General features: G+C 60.2%; 20 protein-coding genes. 11 read left to right on the plus strand and 9 right to left on the minus strand.

Annotated elements, in window-relative coordinates; genetic code table 11:
- The 8 genes from GGE33_RS19160 to GGE33_RS19195 form a co-directional block, all read right to left on the minus strand.
- Entirely contained in the window at positions 1-507 is a 507-nt protein-coding gene (locus tag GGE33_RS19160; protein ID WP_183826656.1) for a CMD domain protein, read from the minus strand.
- A gap of 13 nt (positions 508-520) precedes the next feature.
- Entirely contained in the window at positions 521-1,111 is a 591-nt protein-coding gene (locus GGE33_RS19165; protein WP_183826659.1) for a 2-hydroxychromene-2-carboxylate isomerase, read from the minus strand.
- 8 nt (positions 1,112-1,119) lie between these two features.
- On the minus strand, positions 1,120-2,601 hold the full coding sequence (locus tag GGE33_RS19170) for a flavin-containing monooxygenase (protein ID WP_183826662.1): 1,482 nt from the start codon (positions 2,599-2,601) through the stop codon (positions 1,120-1,122).
- 87 nt (positions 2,602-2,688) lie between these two features.
- Entirely contained in the window at positions 2,689-3,759 is a 1,071-nt protein-coding gene (locus tag GGE33_RS19175) for an ABC transporter ATP-binding protein (RefSeq protein ID WP_148146686.1), read from the minus strand.
- Positions 3,760-3,763: 4 nt separating this feature from the next.
- Positions 3,764-4,555 (minus strand): ABC transporter permease, encoded by a 792-nt coding sequence (locus GGE33_RS19180; RefSeq protein WP_148146684.1) that lies wholly within the window; start codon positions 4,553-4,555, stop codon positions 3,764-3,766.
- Between the two features lie 11 nt (positions 4,556-4,566).
- Positions 4,567-5,532, minus strand: coding sequence for an ABC transporter permease (locus GGE33_RS19185; protein WP_246436253.1), 966 nt, complete (start codon positions 5,530-5,532; stop codon positions 4,567-4,569).
- Between the two features lie 109 nt (positions 5,533-5,641).
- Positions 5,642-6,742, minus strand: a complete 1,101-nt coding sequence (locus GGE33_RS19190) for an extracellular solute-binding protein (RefSeq protein WP_183685528.1) — start codon at positions 6,740-6,742, stop codon at positions 5,642-5,644.
- Positions 6,743-6,802: 60 nt separating this feature from the next.
- On the minus strand, positions 6,803-7,543 hold the full coding sequence (locus tag GGE33_RS19195) for an aspartate/glutamate racemase family protein (RefSeq protein ID WP_183826665.1): 741 nt from the start codon (positions 7,541-7,543) through the stop codon (positions 6,803-6,805).
- A 335-nt stretch (positions 7,544-7,878) separates the two neighbouring features.
- Between GGE33_RS19195 and GGE33_RS19200 the strand changes: the two genes are divergently transcribed.
- Together GGE33_RS19200 and GGE33_RS19205 are read left to right on the plus strand one after the other, a co-directional pair.
- Positions 7,879-8,340 (plus strand): Lrp/AsnC family transcriptional regulator, encoded by a 462-nt coding sequence (locus tag GGE33_RS19200; protein WP_148146678.1) that lies wholly within the window; start codon positions 7,879-7,881, stop codon positions 8,338-8,340.
- Between the two features lie 47 nt (positions 8,341-8,387).
- On the plus strand, positions 8,388-9,461 hold the full coding sequence (locus GGE33_RS19205; RefSeq protein WP_183826668.1) for an NAD/NADP-dependent octopine/nopaline dehydrogenase family protein: 1,074 nt from the start codon (positions 8,388-8,390) through the stop codon (positions 9,459-9,461).
- Between the two features lie 45 nt (positions 9,462-9,506).
- On the opposite strand, the gene GGE33_RS19210 is transcribed toward GGE33_RS19205, so the two are convergent.
- Positions 9,507-10,271: a GntR family transcriptional regulator gene (locus tag GGE33_RS19210; RefSeq protein ID WP_148146675.1), complete on the minus strand. Its 765-nt coding sequence runs from the start codon at positions 10,269-10,271 to the stop codon at positions 9,507-9,509.
- A gap of 114 nt (positions 10,272-10,385) precedes the next feature.
- Here GGE33_RS19210 and GGE33_RS19215 point away from each other — a divergent pair, with 114 nt between their 5' ends.
- The 9 genes from GGE33_RS19215 to GGE33_RS19255 all read left to right on the plus strand — a co-directional run bounded on the left by GGE33_RS19215 (position 10,386) and on the right by GGE33_RS19255 (position 21,960).
- Positions 10,386-11,699 (plus strand): M20 family metallopeptidase, encoded by a 1,314-nt coding sequence (locus GGE33_RS19215; protein WP_183826671.1) that lies wholly within the window; start codon positions 10,386-10,388, stop codon positions 11,697-11,699.
- A 35-nt stretch (positions 11,700-11,734) separates the two neighbouring features.
- A complete protein-coding gene (locus GGE33_RS19220) occupies positions 11,735-13,285 on the plus strand; it encodes an ABC transporter substrate-binding protein (protein WP_183826674.1) in 1,551 nt (516 codons plus the stop codon).
- A gap of 287 nt (positions 13,286-13,572) precedes the next feature.
- Positions 13,573-14,520 (plus strand): ABC transporter permease, encoded by a 948-nt coding sequence (locus tag GGE33_RS19225; protein WP_183826805.1) that lies wholly within the window; start codon positions 13,573-13,575, stop codon positions 14,518-14,520.
- Positions 14,513-15,337, plus strand: a complete 825-nt coding sequence (locus GGE33_RS19230; RefSeq protein WP_183826677.1) for an ABC transporter permease — start codon at positions 14,513-14,515, stop codon at positions 15,335-15,337. The genes GGE33_RS19225 and GGE33_RS19230 overlap by 8 nt, the downstream gene beginning before the upstream one ends.
- Positions 15,338-15,347: 10 nt before the next feature.
- Entirely contained in the window at positions 15,348-16,979 is a 1,632-nt protein-coding gene (locus tag GGE33_RS19235; protein ID WP_183826680.1) for a dipeptide ABC transporter ATP-binding protein, read from the plus strand.
- A gap of 35 nt (positions 16,980-17,014) precedes the next feature.
- Positions 17,015-18,235 carry a M20 family metallopeptidase gene (locus tag GGE33_RS19240; RefSeq protein WP_183826684.1) on the plus strand — a complete coding sequence of 407 codons (1,221 nt, stop codon included), beginning with the start codon at positions 17,015-17,017 and terminating at the stop codon, positions 18,233-18,235.
- A gap of 1 nt (position 18,236) precedes the next feature.
- Entirely contained in the window at positions 18,237-19,361 is a 1,125-nt protein-coding gene (locus tag GGE33_RS19245) for a M24 family metallopeptidase (RefSeq protein WP_183826687.1), read from the plus strand.
- Between the two features lie 233 nt (positions 19,362-19,594).
- Positions 19,595-20,368, plus strand: a complete 774-nt coding sequence (locus GGE33_RS19250) for a FadR/GntR family transcriptional regulator (RefSeq protein WP_183826690.1) — start codon at positions 19,595-19,597, stop codon at positions 20,366-20,368.
- 83 nt (positions 20,369-20,451) lie between these two features.
- Positions 20,452-21,960 (plus strand): ABC transporter substrate-binding protein, encoded by a 1,509-nt coding sequence (locus GGE33_RS19255; RefSeq protein ID WP_183826693.1) that lies wholly within the window; start codon positions 20,452-20,454, stop codon positions 21,958-21,960.
- The last annotated feature ends 30 nt before the right edge of the window (positions 21,961-21,990 follow it).

The raw sequence follows: 21,990 nt of genomic DNA on the forward strand, positions 1-21,990 counted from the left end.
TCAGTTGTCCCTCAGCATCTTCAGGCCGGCGACGACCAGCACCTGGTAATTGACGAAAGCGATGATGCCGGCGAGCGTGACGATATCGCGATCGTCGAGGCCTGCGGCATAGAGCTTTTCGATATTCTCGCGGGTTGCCGCTTTCGGGTTCTTCGTCACCAGATCGACATGGCGCAGGATGACGGCGAGGCGGCTTGCATCGTCCTCCGGCTTCCATGCGGGATCGGCAATCGAAAGAACATCGCCGCTTGCGCCTTCCGTCGTGGCGAGATCGCGGTAATGGGCCAGAAGTTCCTGCGAGGTCCAGAGTGCGGCCATGCGGGCGGCAAGGGTGGCGCGTTCCACATAGGAGAAATTGCGGGGGTCGGTCGGGTGGAGTGCCGCGACATAGCTTGTCTGGGTGAGGTGTTTCAGCTTGGCGCGTTGTTCACGCAGGGCAAGCAGCGGCGAGGAGGGGTCAAGGCCCAGTACCTTGTCGATCACATCGACAGTCGTTTCGGTGGTCATATGATTTTATTCCTCAATCTTGCGACAGGGCTTCGTCGAGAAAGTCCAGGCGGTCCTGCCCCCAATAGAGCACGTCCTTGTAGATCCAGGTCGGGGTGCCGAAGACACCGCGCTTGCCGGCTTCTTCGTGGCTGTCGAGCCAGGCCTGCATGATTTCAGGCTGATTTTCCATCGCCTGCAGCTTGGCGCCGTCGAGGCCGAGGCGGTTGGCGACGTCGATGCGGACATCCGGCTGCGTCACGTCCAGCTCTTCGCTCCAGAGAGCGTGAAGAAGGGCGTGGCTGAGTTCCAGCGACGGCAGGCCGAGCCTGTCGGCGGCGATTACCATGCGCGCGGAAAATTCGTTATTGGTCGGGTAATATTTGGGCTTGAGCACCAGCGGCATGTTGAGACGCTTGCGCCAGCGATCGAGTTCGACCGCGTGATAATCCTGCCGCGGCTGCGGACGGGAGCGCAAAGGCACACCGCCATTTTCCGTGACGATGCGGGTCGGGCGCACGACGACGTCGAGATCGTGCTTTTCGATCAGCGCTTTGAACTGCGGCCAGCCGAGATAGGCCCACGGCGAACTGAGGGCGTGATAATAATAGACTGTCTTGCGCATGAAAATCCTCAAGCTGTCTTCTGTTCGGGGAGATCGGCGTCGGCATCGACCCATTCGGAACCGTCGAGTTCCGGCTTTTCGTAAGCCAGCAGGGCTTCCCAGTGGTAGTCGATATCCTCAATGAACAGGCCGGCGGAAACCCCGCGGGCAAGCCATTGTGCGCCTTCGCTGATCGCCGGGATATCGCCGCTGACCTTGCCGAGGCTCATCGTCGCGCCGTAGTTGAAGCAGTGGATGTTTTTGAGCCAGGGCGCCTTGCCCGGAGTCTTTTCGGTGAAGGAAAAATCGTCCTCCAGCCAGGGGAAACGGCCAAGGCTCGGGTTCTCTTCGTTGGCGGGCGGCGTGATGCGGTCTTCCCAGCAAGCGATCTCGGCCTTGTAGGGTTCAAGCTCACTGCGGGCCAGAGGATCGACGGTAAAGCCGGTGCCGAGGATGACGAAATCGGTGCGGAAGATGCGGCCGTTGGTAGTGGTGATAACCACTTCATCACCTTCCTCCTTCATCGAGGCTATGCCGCAATCGAAGTGGAAGAAGGCATTGGCGTGGCGGCTGACGCGCAGGGTCGAACCGTGCGGGGCAGGGGTCTGCTGCCTCGTGGAATAATCCATCAGGCGCCAGCGCCATTTCGGATCGATCTTCGGGAACCCGGCGGTGACGCCGTAGGAGCCGATGCCCATCAGCTTGTTGATCGTCGGCATCTTCTTGCGGCGGGCGAGAAGACGGACTTCACCGGCACCGGCTTCCAGCGCTTCCGCCGCATTGTCGACGGCGGAAGCACCGACGCCGATGACAACGACGCGCTTGCCTTTGAGAGCGGTAAAATCGACTTCATCGGCGGAATGCGCCCAGCTCTTGCCGCGCTGCATGCCTTCGACGAAACCGGGGATTTCCGCGGCACCCAGGCCATCGCGACCGGTTGCCATGACGAGCTTGCGGGTGAGGATCGGCTCTTCCGCGCCATTGGCGATTTCGAGTTCGAGCAAACCGTCCTCGCGCGGGATAATGCGGGTGACGTGGACGCCGTTTTCGACCGGGATGGAGAGCACATCACGGTACCAGTCAAGGTAATCCATCCACATCGGGCGCGGGATCCGATACAGTTCGTCCCACTTGGCGATGCCGAAAAGCGCGGTGTACCAGGCGCGAAAGGTGAGCGACGCCATGCCGGCCGCCGGGCCGAGCAGGGTTTTCGGCGAACGCAAGGTTTCCATGCGGGCAAAGGTTTTCCACGGGCCTTCGCGGCCTTTGGGGGCCTTGTCGATGATCCTGACATTGCGGATGCCGACGCGCGAAAGCGCGAACCAGCCGACGAGACCGCACATGCCGCCACCGATGATGACCACATCGCTGACCGGTCTGCCATCAACCTTGGCCGAAGCAGGCGACCAGTTGGCGGGCGGATAGTTCAGATATTCGAGGTCCTGCGCAACGCGGGCGTTGAGATCTGAAAGCTTGGGATCGTTGAAACTGCGGATCGGTTCGGGACTCATGGGTCAGGTCCTGTTCGGTTCAAATCTTCCACGGTCCCGGCCGCGTGACACGGCCGGGCAAGATGCCGGGGATGCCGGCTGTTATGGTCAGTCGGCCAGCACCACGGCGTCGTTCTCGCGCCATGTCAGCCAGACATCGTCGCCGGTTATGGCCGAAAGCGCCACCGGATCGAGCTGGGCGACAACCGACTGGCCATTCGCCAGGCTGACGGTCAGCGATGTATGATCGCCCTTGAAGATGCTCTGCGTGATGCGGCCAGAAACGGCAATCGTGTTGGCTGGCTTTTGCGACAGGACGGAAATGGCTTCCGGGCGCAGCGCTGCTGCAACCGTGTTGCCGACCGCCGGGCTTTGACCGTTGAGGTTCGCATGGACAACGCTGCCGTTCCATTCGATGGCGGCGAGCCCGCCATCGATCGCCTTCAGCTTGCCTTCGATGAAATTCGTCTCGCCGATGAAGTTGGCGACGAAACGGCTGCGCGGCTTGGCGTAGAGTGTGTGGGGATCGCCCATCTGCTCGATGCGGCCGGCATTCATGACGACGACGACATCCGACATGGTGAGCGCTTCTTCCTGGTCGTGGGTGACGAAGATGAAGGTCTTGCCGGTGGTCTTCTGGATCGATTTCAGTTCTATCTGCATCTGCTGGCGCAGTTTTGCATCAAGCGCCGACAGCGGCTCGTCGAGCAGCAGGACGTTCGGATTGGGCGCAAGCGCGCGCATCAGCGCGACACGCTGGCGCTGGCCGCCGGAAAGCTGACCAGGCATGCGCTCGGCAAAATCGGTGAGCTTGACCAGCGACAGGAGTTCCATCGTGCGCTTGTGGATCGCATCCGACGCCATGCCCTTCAGCTCAAGGCCGAAGGCGACGTTGCGGCGGACGTTGAGATGCGGGAAGAGCGCATAGTCCTGGAAGACGATGTTGACGTTGCGCTTGTTGGGCGGGAGCTTGCTGATCTCCTGGCCGTCGAGAAAGATCTCGCCGGACGTCGGCGTCTCGAAGCCGCCGAGCATGCGCAGCGTCGTCGACTTGCCGCAGCCGGAAGGGCCGAGCAGGGTGACGAACTGGCCGGGTTCGATGGCGAGATCGAGATTATCGACTGCGAGCGAGGAGCCGTAAGATTTGTTGACGTTACGGAAATGAACGACTGGCTGCATGGATCTAAGTCCTCGAACGGCGGGTGAGATGTTCGGCATAAAGCCCGACGGCTGCGGTTACGATCAGCACGAGGGTCGCTATGGCGTTGATTTCAGGTGACATGCCGCCCTGCACCTTGGCGAAGATCAGCATGGGAAGGGTGGTCTGGTAACCGCCCAGGAAGAAGGTACGGACGAAATCGTCGATACTGGTAAGCACGCAGAAGACCATGCCGCCGGCGAGCGCCGGTGCCAGATAAGGCAGCGTGACGCGCATGAAGGCAACAAAACTGTCGGCACCGAGATCACGGGCCGCATCGACGAGATTGTTCGGCATCGAACGCAGCCGGGTCAGCACCATGATGACGACGAAGGGCACGGCGTGAACGGTATGCCCGAGAATGATCGCCCCGGTGCCGGTCGGAATGTCCAGAACGCGTATGAAGATACGCATCGAGATGGCATTGATCAGGCCCGGCACAACCGCCGGAAGACAGGCGAGTGCGAAGATCACGGAGCGGGCGATCATGCCCTCGGTGGTGATCAGCAGCGCAATCCACACACCGACGATCGTCGCAAACAGCGTCGTCATCAGGGCGATGAAGATCGAATAGGCGCAGGCTTCGAGGAACTGCTTGTCCTGCAGCACCTGCGCATACCACTTGAGCGTCCACTTATCGATCGGGAAGGCGACGAAATTGGCGTCCTTGAAGGAGATCGCCATCATCAGCGCAAGGGGCAGGAGCAGATAGATGACGAACAGCCAGTAGGAGGCCTGAAGCGCGGTTTTGGGGAAGTCGGAAAAATACGAGCGCATGGGTCAGATCCTCACATCAGCTTGACGGTACGGCCGCCGACGACACGCATGAACAGACCAACGGTCGACAGCGATACGGCAAGCATCAGGATGGAGAAGGCGGCACCTTCCGGCCATTTGTCGCTGGAACCATGGAAAAGGCTGGCGATGATTTCCGGGAAGATCGTCGAATTCGGGCCACCGAGAAGAAGCGGGGCGGCGAAGACACCGATCGAGGTGAGATAGACGAGGCTGCAGCCCGAGATGATGCCGTCCCTCGACAAGGGCAGGATAACCCGGCGGAAACGTTGCCATGGTCCCGCGCCGAGATCCGCTGCTGCGTCGACCAGCGAGTTGGGGATCTTTTCGATCGCGGAATAGAGCGGCAGGAGCATGAACAGCGAGATCAGGTAGATGACGCCGAAGCTCAACGAGAAATAGTTGTAGAGCAGGATGATCGGGCGATCGATGAAGCCGATCTCGCGCAGGAAGACGTTCACGGCGCCACGGTTTGCCAGAAACATGATGACCGAGAAGGTGCGGATCAGCTCACCGGCCCAGAAGGGCGTCAGCAGCAGCAGCAGGGCACGGGTGCGGTTTTCCGGCTTGACCACTTTGGCAACGTAATAGGCGACGGGATAGACAACGACCAGCGTCGTGGCGGTGACGCAGACGGCAAATACGATGCTGCGCAGGAACGGCATGAAATAGAGCGGTTCCTGGAAGAACAGTCGGTAGTTGTCGAGCGTGTAGATCGCGCCGCCCGGTGCCGGCGGATAGTTGTCCATTATGCTGATACGGGCCATCTGGTAGATCGGGCCGATATGGAGCGTGATGATCCAGACCAGCGGGATTACCAGAAGCAGCGCGAGGCGGGCCATGCGACTGTTGGCGATGAGGCCGATCGTTGCGGCGTAAATCGGCGAATTCGCCAGCTTGCCGATCCATCCGGCATAGGAGGGGCCGGCCCTTGGAGACACTTTCGCGGTGTCGCTCATACTACTGTCGACCATCATTACGTTCCCATTCGTCTTTTTGCTTTTGACTGCAGTTCCGAGCGGCCGGTCCCTGTTGTGGGACCGGCCGTCGGTGTCACGGATGGGCGGCTCAGCCGGCCTTAACTTCGGCCGAAGCCTTGTCGATCATGTCGTTCTTCATCTTGCGGTTCTTCGAGCTGAAGAACTGGATGCGCTGCATCTGTTCGTCCGGCAGTGTCATGGCAGCGCGTTCCTTGTCGGTCAGGACCGTGTCGACACCGGCAAAGGCCGACGCGAAACCGGACTGGCGGGTCATCGCCGCACCGATTTCCGGCGAGGCCAGCATGGCGTTGAGGAACTGATAGGCCGCTTCCGCATTCGGCGCGTTGTTGACGACGTTGAACGAGTACAGGAAGCCGTAGGTGCCTTCCTTCGGGATGGACAGCTCGATCGGATGGCCGTCCATGATCAGCTTGGCGGCCGGGCCGGACCATGCCTGCGCGACATAGATGTCCTCGTTGACGAACATCTGCTGCACTTCGGAACCGGCATCGTAATATTTGCGGACCTGACCCTTGTTCTTGATCAGGTAGTCGCGGGCCTTGTTGGTGGCTGCAAGCGCTTCGGCTTCCTTGCCCTCGTAGGTGACGTAATCACCGTCGGTGCCCTGATACTTCATGGTGATCGAAAGGAAGTCGGAGACGATGTAGGACGTCAGTTCCTTGTACTGCTCGTCGAACATGATGTCCCAGCTGTCGGAAGCCTTGGTGTAATCGGTGTTGCGCACAAGACCTTCGAACCCGGCGAGAAGCGGCACGCCATAGGTCTTGCCGTCGATGGTCAGCTGCGGCGCGCCGGCATAGGCAGGCGCGAGCTTGTTCCAGTTTCCGATCCGGCCGGTGTCGAGCGGGGACAGGAGGTTGGAGGTGATGAACTGCGACAGGCGATGGCCGGTGACGGTGACGATATCGGTGGACGGTGCGTTGCCTTCAGCAGCCAGCAGATTGTATTGCTTGCCTTGGTCGTCGGTCAGGCGGATGCGGACTTCGATGCCGGTATCTTTCTGGAACTGGTCGATGAAGGATTGGGGAACGAATTTGTCATAGGTGGTGATGTTGACCACCTTGCTCTGCGCCATGGCAGGGCGGATGATCGACGGTGCAGCAAGGATGCCGGTCCCAGCGGCCAGCATCTTGAGCGTCGAACGGCGTGTTTGTGTGAAGTCTCGCATGTCAGTCTCCTTACTTTCCTGTCCGGGTTCCCCTAGGCATTGCAGACTTCACACCCCCAGCTAGTGTATCGGCGCTGCCAGCCCTGTTTCCGCCTTGGCCGCTCGGGCCGCCGCAAGAGATATGTCGACCGCGGCATCGGCATGCAGCAGGGTCGAATCGAATGTCGGAATGTCGAAATCCTCGGCGCTCACCAGAAGGCCGATCTCCGTACAGCCCAGGATGACGCTGTCGGCACCGGCCGCCTTGCCCTTGGCGACGATATCGAGATAGCGCTGATGCGAGGCGCTCTTGACGACGCCGCAGCACAATTCGCCGAAAATGATGTCGTGGACGTCCTGCCGGTCTTCCGCATCGGGGATCAGAACGTCCAGGCCGAACTTGTCTTCCACCCGGCGACGGTAGAAATCCTGCTCCATCGTGTAGCGCGTGGCGAGAAGCAGCGGCCGCTTGCAGCCGGCGGCCGTCACGGCCTCGCCGGTCACGTCGGCAATATGCAGCAGCGGCACGTCGACGGAGTTCTGCACGTCGTCCGCCAGAAGATGCATCGTGTTGGTGCAGATCAGGATCATGTCCGCGCCAGCCTGTTCCAGATCTCTCGCCACCTTGCTCAATTCGCCTGCCGCCTGTTCCCAGGCCCCCAGTTTTTGAAGGGTTACGATATCCTGAAAATTGACAGAACGCATTACCACGTCCGCAGAATTTAACCCTCCGAGCCGCTCGCGCACCTGCTCGTTGACGCGACGGTAATAGACCGCAGTGCTTTCCCAGCTCATGCCGCCGATCAGACCAATCCTTTTCATCTTTCCACCCATCAGGTTGTTGTGTTTGGAAAGAGGGTAGACAAACAGGCATGGAGACGGATTGCTTTTTTTGACAATGATCAGATTGATATTGCAATGTCATCCTAGCAAATCACGAATTTGATAGGATGATTTGACAGAATTGTTGGATCGTTTAAATTTTGATCATCGCTGCATGGATTTTGGGCGGATGTCCGTCCGCCGGGAGGGTGGGGTGCGCGCAAAATATCGCTCGATACGCTCTTGTGCGAACACTCATCCCCTATTGCTGCGGCGATGAGTGGAAAAAATTCCCACCGAAACTTGTCAAAGCGCAATTTTATCCCGGAGCTGTCATGTTTGACCAAATCGACCGGAAGATCATCGAAATCCTTCAACAGAATGCCGAAAAATCGGTTGTCGAGATCGCTGAAGAGGTGGGCCTGTCGCATACGCCCTGCTGGCGCCGGATCAAGCGGATGGAGGATATCGGACTGATCCGCTCCAAGGTGGCACTGATCGACCGGCGCATGGCAAATGTGCCGATGACGATCTTCATCTCGGTGAAGGTGCCGCGCCACACCACGACCTGGCTCGACGATTTCCGCAAGGAGATCAAGGAAATCCCAGAAATTCTCGAGGCCTATCGGCTGACCGGCGATGCAGACTATCTGCTGCGTGTCGTGGTGCCGGATATCGATGTCTACGACCAGGTTTACAAGAACCTGATCAGCCGGCTGGAATTCTCCGACCTGAGTTCTTCCATCGCCATGGAGGAAATGAAGTTTACAACGGCGCTGCCGACCAAATACATGTAGCGCCCACCCTCAAGTTTAAAAATCGTCTCAATCATCAAGGAGAAACCATGCGCGTCAGTATCCTCGGAGCCGGATCGATCGCATTCGGAATGGCCGCCTATCTTGCAAAGGAAGGCCATGACCCCATGCTGTGGTCACCATCCGGAAAGAGCGCGAAGGCGCTGGCCGATGGTGCCGAACTGACTGCGAATGGCGCTTTCGAATTCTCCGGCCGGGTGCGCATTGCCAAGGATTGCGAAGAGGCGGTGACCTCTGCCGACGTCATCGTCGTTGCCCTGCCGGGTTACGGCCACAAGGCCGCGTTCGATGCCGCGATCCCGCACCTCAAATCCGGCCAGCCGGTGATCATCTCGTCGCATTGCTCTTTTGGCGCGCTTTATCTCTCGAAGGGCCTTGCTGCGCGTGGTGTGAAACTGCCGATCAGCGTCTGGGGCACGACGCTTCTGACCGGCCGGGTGCAGCCGGACATGACGACGGTGAAGGTGAATACGGTTCGCCAGAAGGTGGATATCGCGACGCTGCCGAAATCCGACATCGATGCGGGGCACGCGCTTTGCACGGAGCTTTTCGGCGATCGTTTCGTCAAACGCGATGGCGTGATGGCGATTTCGCTCAGTAATCTCAACCCGCAGAACCATCTCGGCATTGCGCTTCTCAACCTCACTCGCATGGAAAAGGGCGAGACCTGGGGGCAGGGCGACAACATCACTCCCACCGTCGGCCGCGTCATCGAAACGCTCGACGAGGAACGTCTTGCGATTGCCGCGACGCTCGGCCTTTCGGTGCGCACCGTGCGCGAACATTTCTCGCTTTCCTTCCATGTGCCGATGGGCAGCGTGTCGGAGATGAACCAGCAGATGCATGCGGAAGGTCGCGGCGGCTTTGGCCCGACGACGGTCGACAGTCGCTACATCTACGAGGACGTGCCCTTCGGCCTCGTGCCGACCTCGTTGCTTGGCCGTCTCGCCGGCAAGCCGACGATGCTGCATGATGCGGGAATTGCGATGATGTCGGCCGCGACCGGCCACGACCTGCCGGGACAGAATGATCTTCTGCCGGCGCTCGGTATCGATGCGCTGACGATCGATGAGGTCGCAAGGCTTTGCGACGAGGGTTATTGAACAGGGTGGTATTAGCCGGACCGAGATATCGGTCCGGCGTCGAGATCATTGGACTTCGTTGACATAACGATGGTTGGCAGTCGTTGCCCGGTGCGCCGAAATCAGCACGGGCACTGCCATCTGGTCATAGGCGATTTCATCGATGGTGAGCACGGCTGCCGGCAGTTTCAGATCCAGCCAGCGGGCATCATCCTCGTTGGCAAGATCAGCGCCGATCTGTTCGCGCACCGCAGATATGCGAAGGCCGTGATGTTCCAGAAGATGCAGGTAAAACAGCGACGGAATATCCTCTTTCCTCTCCGGAAAATTCGGCACCTTTTCGCGTGAGAGGGTGAGCGTCTCGTGCATGATCGGTCGGTCGTCGATGCTTCTGAAACGATGGAAACGGACGATTGGCGCGTCTTTTTCGATCTGCAGCTTTCCAGCGTCATCTGCGGATGCCGTCGCATGATCAAGTGAGGTCACCGTTGTTACCGACTTGCTCAGCGAGCCATCGAGACCGTGAAGGCGAAAATACTGGAAAAACAGGCGAAGGCTGTGCTGCGGCTTGCGGCCGGTGACGACCGTGCCGGTCTTGCGGCGGCGGCTGAGGATACCGTCATTGGTAAGGTCCATGAGTGCGCGGCGGATGGTGCCGACGGCGACCCCGTAGGTTTGCGACAATGCCACTTCGCTAGGCAGAACCGACCCAGGTTCAAGTTTGCCGATCATGATCGCTTCCGTGATCTGCCGCTTAACCACTTCATAAAGCGGTAAAGAAAGCTCGCCGAGCTTTCCGGCATCTGATGATATATTGGGCAATTCCGGCAATTATTTGCCTCTTCTTTGGAGTTGACTCGCTATCCCGATCTACGCAGTATTACTATATAGTTTATATTAAAGCGCAAGCTGAGGAGGCGAGCGCCGGAGGCCGAGGATACCACAATGACCGTGCCGCAGCCCGATCTTCATCATGACCCTCTTACGTCTGCCATGACAGCGATTGAGCGCGATGTCGAGATCGCGGTTCGGGATTTGTCACGCATGGTTGCGGTCGATACGTCCTTTCCGCCCGGCGAAGGATATGCACCATTCGCCGATCTGATGAGCGAATTGCTGACGCCGCTCGGCTTTGATTTTGAGCGTGTGACGGTACCGCGCGACCTCTGGCATGTTGCCGGTGGTCCGGCATCCGGCGAGCGTACGAACTTGGTTGCGACACGCGAGAGCGGCAAGCCGGTCTGTGGTCTTTATTATCATGTCGATACGGTTCCGGTTGCTCCCGGCTGGACGCGCGACCCGCTCTCTCTGACGATCGAGGGCGACAATCTCTATGGTTTGGGCGCTGCCGACATGAAGGGCACGATCGCCGCAACGCTTCTGGCGCTGCGCGCCGCCAAATCATGCGGCGTGCCGCTTGCCTATGATCCGATGCTGCTTCTCTGCACCGATGAGGAAGGCGGGCTTTATCCAGGCATCCGCTATCTCGCCGAGCAGGACATGCTGAAGGGCCATATCCTCAACTTCAACGGTTCGGCCGCACCGCGTGTCTGGGCCGGTTGTTTCGGCATTTTCAACCTGCAGGTGACGATCACCGGCCATGCGGTTCATGCCGGCGAGGGCAACCGTACCGGTGCAGGCGTCAATGCCATCGAAGGCGCGTTGCCGGTGCTGAATGCGCTGGCCGCGTTGAAGCCGGAAGTCGCGAAAAGGCAATCCAGGCTTGCGCCGCCGCCGCATGCGACCGGGCCGCTTCGGCCGTCGCTGACGATTGCGGCCATCAATGGCGGCACGGCGGGTGGACAGGTGCCGGCGGAGATCAAAATTCTTGTTTCGCGCCGTTATGCGCCGGAAGAAAGCTATGAAGAGGCGCGCGCCGAGATCGAGACTGTGATCCGTGACTGCCTTGTCGGAACCGATCTCAAGCTTTCCGTCGATCTCGTCGGGCACCTGATCCCGACCGACGATCCGGATGGGCCGCACTGGCCGCGCTGGCAGAAGGCGTTGTCGGAAGGTTTCGGCTACAAGCCGGAGGATTTTGCCAAATGGGGCGCGGCTTCCTGCTCCGATTTCGGTTACGTGCAGAGAGCCGGGTTCGGCCCTGAAGTGCTGCTCGGCGGCCTCGGGCGACCGGAAAGCTGCATCCACAGCCCGGAAGAACACACGACGCGGCAGGATATCATCGCGCTTGCCAAAAGCATTCTCGCCTATCTCGCGGCGGATTTCGCCGCGGACGCCATACCGGAAAACCGCAGCTGACATGCCAGTCAAAGGCCAATCAAAGGGAACATGAAATGCTGGAAATGAAACGTCGCTTTTTCCTCGCCGGAACCGCCGCCATACTGGCCGCACCGTCGATGAGTTTTGCCCAGGCCGCAACGCCTGCCCGTGGCGGTACGCTGAAAATCTCTGTCGACCAGGCAGCAAGTGTCATCCATCCGTTGCTCACTCGCGTCAACCCGGAATATCTCGTCACCGAGCTGCTCTACTCCAACCTGACGCGCCTGCGGGTCGACATGTCGGTCGAGCCGGATCTGGCCGAAAGCTGGACCGCCAATGACGCGCTGACCGAATGGACCTTCAAGCTGCGCACCGGCGTCACCTTCCATGATGGGTCTGCCTTCACCGCCAAGGACGTCGTCGCCACGTTGAAGACGATCCTCGATCCGGCGACTGCTTCGCCCGGCCGCAACAATATCGGCCCGATTTCCGATATCTCCGCTGTCGACGACGCCACCGTTCTGATCAAGCTCTCCGGCTCCTTTGCCGACCTTCCGGCCGCACTCGCCTATCCGAATGCCCGCATCATCCCGGCTTCCATCGCCACCGGCGACCTGAAGAGCCTGTCGACGAAGGCTGTCGGCACCGGCCCGTTCAAGCTCGTCTCCTACGAGCCGGACCGCCTGATCGTCGTCGAGCGCAACGAGAAATATTACGACCCGGCGCGTCCTTATCTCGACCGCGTCGAAGTGCAGGTCTTCCCGGATATTTCCGCTGAAGGTTCGGCTCTGATTTCCGGCAATATCGACATCATCTCGACAATCCAGCCGACCGAATTCCTGCGCATCGACGGTACGGACGGGATCGACACGCTGCGCACGCCGTCGGGCCAATTCTGCAACATCAATTTCGGTTGCGACACCGCTCCCTTCAACGATCCGCGCGTCCGTCGCGCCATCGCGCTCACCGTCGACCGCGAAGCCATGGTCGGTTTCGTCACCGAAGGTTTCGGCACGATCGGCAACGATACGCCGCTCAACCCGTCCTACCAGTTCTTCCAACAGGTCAAGCAGCGTGAGGCGAATATCGAGGAAGCCAAGAAGCTTCTGGCAGAAGCCGGTTTCCCGAACGGTCTCGAAGCGACCCTGATCGCCTCCGACCGCCCGGCCGTGCGCACCCAGCTTGCCGTCGCGCTGCGCGAAATGGCCAAGGAAGCGGGCATCACCATCAATGTTCAGACCATGCCGCATGCGACCTATCTGGAACAGGTATGGAAGAAGGGCTCGTTCTATGTCGGCTTCTACAACATGCAGCCGACGCCGGACGGTATCTTCAAGCTGCTCTACACGTCCGATGCTGCCTGGAACGAGACGCGCTGGAACAACAAGGCGTTCGATGCTCTCGTCAACGAAGCCCGCGGCACGACCGACGAAGCCAAGCGCACCGAGCTTTACACCAAGGCACAGGAAATCATGAACGAGGACGTTCCCTCGATCATCCCGTCCTTCTTCGACGTTCTGGCCGCCAAGCGCAGCTGGGTAGAAGGTTTCGAAGCCCATCCGCGCGCATCCGTCTATCGTCTCGACTACGCTTCGCTTTCCGACAAGGCACCGAAGCGCGGCTGATCTTTTGACTGTCGGACGCTTGCTCAGGGCAAGGTCATGGCATGTGAAAAAAAGAGCCCTCCCAACCGCCCCGGGCAAAGCCACTTGTCTCTGCCCGTCCTAACGGACCCCCACAAGGGGGAGGGCTTAACCCGGTCGTTCCGCCGAGCCTCAATAGAGGCAAAGCGGTTGCCACAGGTCCTCTCCCCCCTCGTGGGGGAGATGGCCGGCAGGCCAGAGGGGGACTTTGCCGCATGTCATCACCCAAACCGCCGAGCGTCCGGCCCTCTTGACCAAGGAACACGCCCCTGTCTCCGACCTATATAGCCAAGCGGCTGGTGATGATCGTCTACACGCTTTTTGTCGTGTCGCTGATCGTCTTCGCCATCACCCAGATCCTGCCTGCGGATGCCGCAGTCATGATGCTTGGTGAGAACGCCACCCCGGAAGCGCTCGATGCGTTGCGCCAGACCATGGGCCTCGATGCGCCGATCTGGCAGCAATATGCGACCTGGCTCTGGCATGTCGTGCAGGGGGATCTCGGCACCTCGCTGCGTACCGGCCAGCCGGTTGGCCCCGCCATGTTCGAGGCGCTGGGCCGCTCCCTCATTCTGGCATTCTTCTCGATCGGGCTGATGCTTATCCTCGCCATCCCGCTCGGCATCATCGCTGCCATAAGACGCGGCAAGATTGCCGACATGGTGGTGAGCCTGATCTCCTATGCCGGCGTGGCGCTGCCCGAATTCGTCACGGCAACCATCGCCGTTCTTCTCTTCGCCGACTGGATGAAATGGCTGCCGCCGACCGGTTACGTGCCGCTGACGGAAGATTTCTTCGGCGGTATCGCGCATCTGGTGCTGCCCGTCTGCGTCATCTCGATCATCCTGATCGCCCACGTGTCCCGCATGGTTCGTTCCGAACTCGTCGATGTGATGCATACGGATTACATCCGCGCCGCGAGGCTCAAAGGCCTGTCCCGTGGCCATGTGCTGCGTCACCATGCATTGCGCAATGCGCTTCTGCCGACCATCACCATCGTCGCGCTTGACGTCGGTTATCTGCTCGGCGGCGTCATCGTGGTGGAGGAAATCTTCGCCATTCCCGGCATCGGCCGCCAGCTGATCGTCGCCATCCAGGCGCGCGACCTGCCCGCCATTCAGGCCGGTGTGCTGATCATGGCCGCCACCTACTCCATCGTCAATTTCATCGCCGACATCCTCTATGCCTGGCTCGACAAGAGGATCCAGTATGACTGAGTTCTTGAAACGTCTTCTGAAGACGCCGCAGGGTGCGATCGGCACTTTTCTCGTGGTGCTGGTCCTCGCGATCGTCGTGTTCGGCCCGATGGTCGCGCCTTACGATCCGGAAAAGCTGTCGCCGCTCGCCCGCTACAAGGGGCCGAGCCTGATGTACTGGCTCGGCACCGACCAGTATGGCCGCGACATTTTTAGCCGGCTTCTGATCGGTGCGCGCGCCACCGTCGTCATGGCGGTTTTGGCGACCATCGCCGGCACGCTGATCGGTGCGCTGATCGGCACCGCGTCCGCCTTCCTCGGCGGCCGCGCCGATGAGCTGATCATGCGCACCATCGATGCGGTGATGTCGATCCCGAGCCTGCTTTTCGCCCTTCTCGTGGTCAACCTGCTCGGTTCCAGCACCGTCAATGCGCTGGTCGCCGTCGCCATCGCTTTCGCGCCGGGCATGGCCCGGATCACCCGCAGCGTGGCGCTGTCGGTGCGCAAGCAGGATTATGTGAATGCGGCGATCGCGCGTGGCGAAAGCTCTTCCTACATCATCCGCCGCGAAATGCTGCCGAACGTGATTGCGCCGATCATCGTCGAGATGACCATTCGTGTCTCGTTTGCCGTGATGCTGTTTGCAACGCTTTCCTTCCTCGGCCTCGGCGCGCAGCCGCCAGCGGCCGAATGGGGCCTGATGGTGTCGGAAGCGCGCCGCTACATGCACATGTCTGCCGGCATCCTGATCTGGCCGAGCGTGGCGATTGCTATCGTTGCCGTCGGCTTCAACCTTCTGGGCGACGGTCTTCGCGATGCCCTCAATCCGCGGACCTGAGGTGACACCCATGACAAATACCGAGAACAAGCCGGTCCTCTCCATCGAGAACTACTCGCTGGATTACGAGACCGCCAACGGCGCGTTTCACGCGCTGAACAACATCGATCTCGCCATCAACCGTGGCGAAATCCTCGGCCTCGTCGGCGAAAGCGGCTCGGGCAAGACATCGCTCGCATGGTCGATCATGCGTTATCTGCCGAAAAATGCGCGCGAACCGGGCGGGCAAATCCTGCTCGGCAGCGACAATCTGCTGGAGAAATCCGAGCGGCAGATGGAGGCCATTCGTGGCCGGCGCATCAGCATGGTGTTCCAGGATCCGAGCACCTCGCTCAACCCGACCTTGTCGCTTGGCACCCAATTGGCCGAAGTCCTCGTCCGCCATCGCGGTCTGACCCGCCAGCAGGCGTGGAAGGAAGGCGAGGAGCGGCTGGCCCATGTGGGGCTGAAAACGCCGGCGCAGATGATGCACCGCATGCCGCATGAAGCATCCGGTGGTGAAAAGCAGCGCGTCGTCATCGCGTCCGCCTTCGCCTGCAACCCGGAATGTATCATCTTCGACGAGCCGACGACGGCGCTCGACGTGATTACCTCACGGCAGATTCTCGATCTCTTTGTCGAGCTGCAGGCCGAGACCGGGGTGGCTTCGCTCTATATCTCGCATGACCTTGCGCTGGTTGCCCGCACGGCCGGCCGTGTGGCTGTCATCAAGCGTGGTGATATCGTCGAGCAGGGCACGGTCCGCGAGATTTTTACGAACCCGCAGCAGGACTACACAAGAGAACTGATTGCAGCCGTTCCCGATCCCGCCCACCGGCTGGTTCAAGACGATGTGGCCGTCACCGACAAGCCGCTGGTGAAGGTCGAGAATGTCAGCGTTCATTTCGGCCGCAAGTCCTTCCTCGCAGCACTGACCGGCAAGAAGAGCGAGCGCGTGACGGGCAACAACGCAATCAGCCTCAGCGTCAATCCGGGCGAGATTCTCGGCATCGTCGGCGAGAGCGGATCGGGCAAGTCGACGCTTGCCAAGGCGATGACCGGGCTCAACCGGTTCGAGGGAAAAATCTGGTTCGACGGGCGCGAAATTCGGCATCTCGGCGATATGGACAATGCCTATCGCAAGGATGTGCAGATCATCTTCCAGCATCCGGACGCCTCGCTCAATCCGCGCCAGAAGATTTTTGAAATCCTCTCGCGGCCGCTGAAACTGTTCGGTGATGGGAGCGATCTGGAAAAACAGGTCGGCGACATGCTGGAACAGGTGCGCCTGCCACGCACCCATGCCAACCGTTATCCGCACCAGCTTTCCGGTGGCGAGAAACAGCGTGTGGCAATTGCCCGTGCCTTTGCCTCGAAGCCGAAGCTGGTCATCTGTGACGAGATCACCTCGGCGCTCGACGTTTCAGTTCAGGCTTCCGTGGTAGAGCTGCTGCTCGAACTGCAGAAGGCGAGCGGCACGGCCTATCTCTTCATCACCCACGATCTCAACCTTATCCGCCAGATCGCCCACCGGATCGCCGTCATGTATCGCGGCGACCTGATCGAGGTGGTGAAGGCAGACGAGATCGATAGCCCTGATCGGGCCGACTATACCCGCCGGCTGATCGAAGCGGTGCCGCGCGCGGCCGCCCAATTTCAATGACCAATACCAGTGATACTGCATCAAGGAGCATGACAATGGACCCGAAGTCCCTCGTGGATCGGATCGACGAAAAGGCCTGCCTCGATTTCCTGTCGAAAATGGTCCAGCACAAGAGCCATTCGGAGACCGAAGGCGAGAAGGATCTCGCCCGCTGGATGGCCAAGGAACTCGAAAAGATCGGCGTCGAGGCCGAGCTTCAGGCGTTTGACGAAGGCCGCCGCTTCAACACGATCGGTCACCTGAAGGGTGAGGGCGGGGGCAAGAGCCTGCTGTTCAACGGCCATCTCGACACCAACCCGGTGACCGAAGGCTGGACGGTCGATCCTTATGCCGGCCTGGTCGACGACAAGTTCATCTACGGCATCGGCGTGTCCAACATGAAGGCCGGTGACGCCGCCTATTTCTGCGCGGTGAAGACACTGCTCGATGCGGGCGTCAAGCTGAAGGGCGATGTGGTCCTGACCTTCGTCGTCGGCGAATTGCAGGGCGGCGTCGGCACGCTGGCGGCCATCAGGAGCGGCGTGAAAGCCGACTATTTCATCAACAGCGAGCCGAGCGATCTCGTTGCCGTGACCATGCATGCGGCAGCACTCAGCTATGTGATCGAACTGACCGGCGACACGCGTCATCTTTCGAAGCGCGAGGAATCCGTCGATGCGATTGCAGCGGCCTGCGATATCATTCCGCGCATCAACGCGATGACCTTCAGCGGCGCCAAGAGCGATGCGCATCGCTCGATCAACCGCGGCCATGTCGGCGTCGTTCATGGCGCGCTCGGCAGGGATTTCGCCGAGTGGCGTCCGCCGCAGGTGGCCGATTTCGTCCGCCTGCGCGGTTCGTTGCGCTATGCACCGGGACAGACGCAGGAAAGCGTGCTGGCAGACGTCGAAGCGGAACTGCGTCTGCTTGAAGGCCGCTTCCCCGGGCTTCAGGCCAAGCTGGTTCCGGACATGATCGAAGGCCGCCCATTGATGCCGCCTTTCGAGGTTTCGCCGGATAGCCGCATCGTCAAGTCGATCAATGCCGCTTACGAAGCCGTGCGCGGCGAAAAGCAGCCAACCGGTGCTATCACCCCCACGCGTTTCTACGGCACCGATGCTGGCCATCTCTATCATGAACTTGGTATGGAAGGCATCGTCTGCGGTCCGGGTGGCCGGTACAACACCATGCCGGACGAGCGCGTCGACATCATCGACTTCCTCGACATGATCCGCGTCTACATGCTGACCATCCTCGATATCTGCGAGGTGGCATAAGATGTTCTCCCGGGCGGAATATGATCGTCGTATCGCTCTCGCCCGGGACGCCATGGCGTCTTCTGGCGCCGATCTGCTTCTCGCCGACAGCGGCGAGCTTCTCGCATGGCTGACGGGTTATACCGTCTCCGAAACCATGTATCGCGCGGCGTTTTTGCCGCGCGAAGGTGAAGCCTGGTTTTGTTTGCGTGCGCTCGATGAAGCCCCATGCCGAGAGAAGAGCTGGATTACCGATGTCGTCGGCTTTGCCGATACCGATGAAGCGCATTCGGCCGTTGCCGCAAGCATCCGCGACCACGGTTTTGGCAGAGCGCGGATTGCTCTCGATACAAATTCCTACAGCATGAGTGCCGCCACTTTCATGCGGCTCCAGGCGCTGCTGCCGGAGGCGACATTCGTGCCTATGCCGGGCCTGAGCGACAGCCTGCGCTGGGTGAAATCCGAGGAAGAGATTGCCGTTCTTGCCCAGGCATCCGAAATTGCTGATAAGGCGATGGCGGAGATCGCAAGACAGGCAGAGCCTGGCATGACGACGCGCGATGCGGCCGCCATTGCATCGGGTGTGTTCCTGCGCGAGGGCGCTGATACCGGTGAGGTCGGTCCGGTAGTCAAGGCTTCCGGCAGCCATGAGTTTCTCCACGGCGTGTTCAAGACCGAGGCGATCGAGGAGGGCGACGTGTTGCATGTCGAGCTCATTCCACGCGTCGGCAATTACGGAGCGCGGATGATGCGGCCGATCGTGGTGGGCAAGCCATCGGATGCGCTTGCGGCGGCAGCGGAGAAGCTGGTCGAATTGCAGGACCAGCAGATTGCCGCGATGAAACCCGGTGCGATTACCAGCGATGTCGATGCGATCATGCGCAAGGGCGTGCTCGATGCCGGCCTGCGACCGGTCTACGACAATGTCACCGCCTATACGCTAGGTCTTTACACCCGGACCCCGCGTACCAGTGACTTTTCCGGCACCTTCCTGCCGACATCCGACTGGCCGCTGGAGGAAGGCATGGTCTTCCATCTCTATGCCACAGCGCAGGGCCTCGGCTTTAGTGAAACGGTGGTGGTCGGCAAGCAGGGCGGTATTCGCCTCACAAAGTCCCCACGCGTCATCATGCGCGTAACGGTCTGAAACACCGTCTCCGGCACCAGTTCTGATGTCTGCAACCTTGCCGGCGCCTCACCCGAGATGCCGGCGTTTTGCTGTGCAGATGTAGCGGCAGGTTGAAAACTGCCGAACCAACTAACCTTGTTTGCTTACATTTTGAGCGATGGTGGATGAAGCCTAAAAAAATGGCTTGACGGGCGTGAGAAAAATCCTCCAAGATGAACCAATAGACAATTGGTTCGACCAAATGGTGCGACTTGACTGCAAACCCTAACGACAATTCCAACTTCGCCTTGGCAAAGCTTCGCGAGTTCATTCGGAACGGCGAGGTGGCAAAGGATGGACGTCTTCCGACGGAGCGGGCCTTTGCGGAGACCCTGAATGTCGGCCGTCGGGCAGTCCGCCGTGCGCTGGAAGTCCTGGAGGCGGAGGGGCTGGTCTGGCGGCGTCAGGGAGCCGGAACCTTTCTGGGTGAAAAGCCGGATGGCTGGTCTGCTCAGGTCGATGAACTGGTTGCCGGCACCGATTTCATGGAAATCATGGAAGTGCGCCTGCGCATCGAGCCGCAACTGGCGCAGCTTGCCGCCATGCGTGCCAAGCCCTCCGAGATCGAGCGGATGCGGGCACTTGCCGAAAAGACCGGGCAGAGCACCGACGCAGATTCCAAGGAATTGTGGGACGGTTCACTCCATCGTCAGATCGCCCAGAGCGCCGGCAATGGACTTTTTCTGTCGATTTTCGATGTGGTCAACCGCGTTCGCCAGGACGAGGCGTGGCAGTCCATCCGCGAACGCGCCCGGCGCACCGGAACCAATGGGCGAACCTCTTACGAACAGCACATGGCGATCGTCGATGCGATTGCCGCCCGGGATCCCGGGCGGGCGGGCGAAGCCATGCGCCAGCACCTTCTGATGCACCAGGAGCGCCTGATCCGCGCCACCTCACTTGAGTTTCTCGACGACACTGCTTCGGCGGTATCGTCGGCCGATACGGAGGAAACCGACGGAGGCGACATCAGCGCCGCCTCGTGATCCGCCGACTGGAGACCGCCTGGCCCGTCGGGCCGGCCAACAAGAAAAATAACGTCAAAGATAGTCAGACCAGAGGATAGAACATGAAGAGAATTACCGCTTTGAGTGCGGCGCTGCTCGCCAGTGCCTTGATGGCCATGCCGGCCATGTCGTCTGAACTACGCATCGGCCTCAACGACGACGCGGACGTGCTGGATCCTGCCCAGTCGCGCACCTTTGTCGGCCGCATCGTCTATACCGCGATGTGCGACAAGCTTGTCGATATCGACCAGGACATGAAGGTCGTGCCGCAGCTCGCCACCGAATGGGCCTGGTCCGAAGAGGGCAAGGTTTTGACGATGAAGATCCGTGATGGCGTCAAGTTCCATGACGGCGAAGTGCTCGATGCTGCAGCCGTTGTCGCCACCATCGAGCGCAACATGACCCTGCCGGAATCGCGCCGCAAGAGCGAGCTTTCCTCGGTCGCCAAGGTCGAGGCAACCGGTCCGCTGGAAGTCAAGTTCACCTTGAAATCCGCTGACGTTACGCTGCTTGCCCAGCTCTCCGATCGCGCCGGTATGATCGTCGCTCCGAAGGCCGCCAAGGAACTCGGCGCCAATTTCGGCTCCAAACCGGTTTGCGCCGGCCCGTTCAAGTTCGTCGAGCGTATCCAGCAGGATCGTATCGTGCTGGAAAAATTCGCCGACTACTGGGACAAGGATAAGGTTCTGGTCGACAAGGTGACCTATCTGCCTATCCCCGACACGACGGTGAAGCTCGCCAACCTGCGTTCAGGCGATCTCGACATGGCCGAGCGTATTTCCGCTTCCGACGCGGAATCGGTGAAGAACGACGCGAACCTCACCTATGCCGACGTCATCGGTCCGGGTTACATGGCGATGTATGTCAACATCGGCAACGGCCCGCGTGCGGACAATCCGCTGGGCAAGGACAAGCGCCTGCGCCAGGCATTTTCGCTGGCGATTGACCGCGAAGCAATCGGCCATATCGTTTTCGAAGGCACGTCCAAGGCCGGCAACCAGCCGTTCCCGCCGTCGAGCCCCTGGTTTGACAAGGATATCCCGGTTCCGGCCCGCGATATCGAAAAGGCCAAGCAGCTGATGAAGGAAGCGGGCTATGAGAAGCTCGATATCGAGCTGCAGCACGCCAACAATACCACCCAGACGCAGATGATGCAGGTCATCCAGTCGATGGTGGCCGAAGCCGGCTTCAACGTCACGCTGAAGGCAACCGAATTCGCCACGCTTCTTTCCGAACAGACCGCCGGCAACTATCAGCTGTCCCGTTCGGACTGGTCCGGCCGTATCGATCCGGATGGCAATATTCACCAGTTCGTCACCTGCAAGGGCGGCATTAACGACGTGAAATATTGCAACCCGAAGGTCGACGAGCTGCTCAACGCGGCCCGCGCCTCAACCGATGATGCCGTCCGCAAGGAAAAGTATGACGCGGCCATGACGATCCTCGATGAGGACATGCCGATCATCTACCTCGGCCACCAGCCTTATGCCTACGCCCTTTCCAAGAAGGTCAAGGGCTGGGCTCCGTCGCCGGACGGCATGATCCGTCTGCTCGGCGTCAGCAAGGACTGATCGCCGATTTCAGAAAGGCAGCCGCACGGG

The organism is Aliirhizobium cellulosilyticum (genome assembly GCF_014198105.1).
Taxonomy (GTDB): domain Bacteria; phylum Pseudomonadota; class Alphaproteobacteria; order Rhizobiales; family Rhizobiaceae; genus Neorhizobium; species Neorhizobium cellulosilyticum.

Coding starts and splice junctions, on each gene's coding strand:
- GGE33_RS19215 (WP_183826671.1), top strand. CDS start 10,386: ATGACCGTGCCGCAGCCCGATCTTCATCATGACCCTCTTACGTCTGCC.
- GGE33_RS19205 (WP_183826668.1), top strand. CDS start 8,388: ATGCGCGTCAGTATCCTCGGAGCCGGATCGATCGCATTCGGAATGGCC.
- GGE33_RS19180 (WP_148146684.1), bottom strand. CDS start 4,555: ATGCGCTCGTATTTTTCCGACTTCCCCAAAACCGCGCTTCAGGCCTCC.
- GGE33_RS19190 (WP_183685528.1), bottom strand. CDS start 6,742: ATGCGAGACTTCACACAAACACGCCGTTCGACGCTCAAGATGCTGGCC.
- GGE33_RS19245 (WP_183826687.1), top strand. CDS start 18,237: ATGTTCTCCCGGGCGGAATATGATCGTCGTATCGCTCTCGCCCGGGAC.
- GGE33_RS19165 (WP_183826659.1), bottom strand. CDS start 1,111: ATGCGCAAGACAGTCTATTATTATCACGCCCTCAGTTCGCCGTGGGCC.
- GGE33_RS19185 (WP_246436253.1), bottom strand. CDS start 5,532: ATGAGCGACACCGCGAAAGTGTCTCCAAGGGCCGGCCCCTCCTATGCC.
- GGE33_RS19230 (WP_183826677.1), top strand. CDS start 14,513: ATGACTGAGTTCTTGAAACGTCTTCTGAAGACGCCGCAGGGTGCGATC.
- GGE33_RS19235 (WP_183826680.1), top strand. CDS start 15,348: ATGACAAATACCGAGAACAAGCCGGTCCTCTCCATCGAGAACTACTCG.
- GGE33_RS19195 (WP_183826665.1), bottom strand. CDS start 7,543: ATGAAAAGGATTGGTCTGATCGGCGGCATGAGCTGGGAAAGCACTGCG.
- GGE33_RS19200 (WP_148146678.1), top strand. CDS start 7,879: ATGTTTGACCAAATCGACCGGAAGATCATCGAAATCCTTCAACAGAAT.
- GGE33_RS19160 (WP_183826656.1), bottom strand. CDS start 507: ATGACCACCGAAACGACTGTCGATGTGATCGACAAGGTACTGGGCCTT.
- GGE33_RS19170 (WP_183826662.1), bottom strand. CDS start 2,601: ATGAGTCCCGAACCGATCCGCAGTTTCAACGATCCCAAGCTTTCAGAT.
- GGE33_RS19255 (WP_183826693.1), top strand. CDS start 20,452: ATGAAGAGAATTACCGCTTTGAGTGCGGCGCTGCTCGCCAGTGCCTTG.
- GGE33_RS19220 (WP_183826674.1), top strand. CDS start 11,735: ATGCTGGAAATGAAACGTCGCTTTTTCCTCGCCGGAACCGCCGCCATA.
- GGE33_RS19240 (WP_183826684.1), top strand. CDS start 17,015: ATGGACCCGAAGTCCCTCGTGGATCGGATCGACGAAAAGGCCTGCCTC.
- GGE33_RS19175 (WP_148146686.1), bottom strand. CDS start 3,759: ATGCAGCCAGTCGTTCATTTCCGTAACGTCAACAAATCTTACGGCTCC.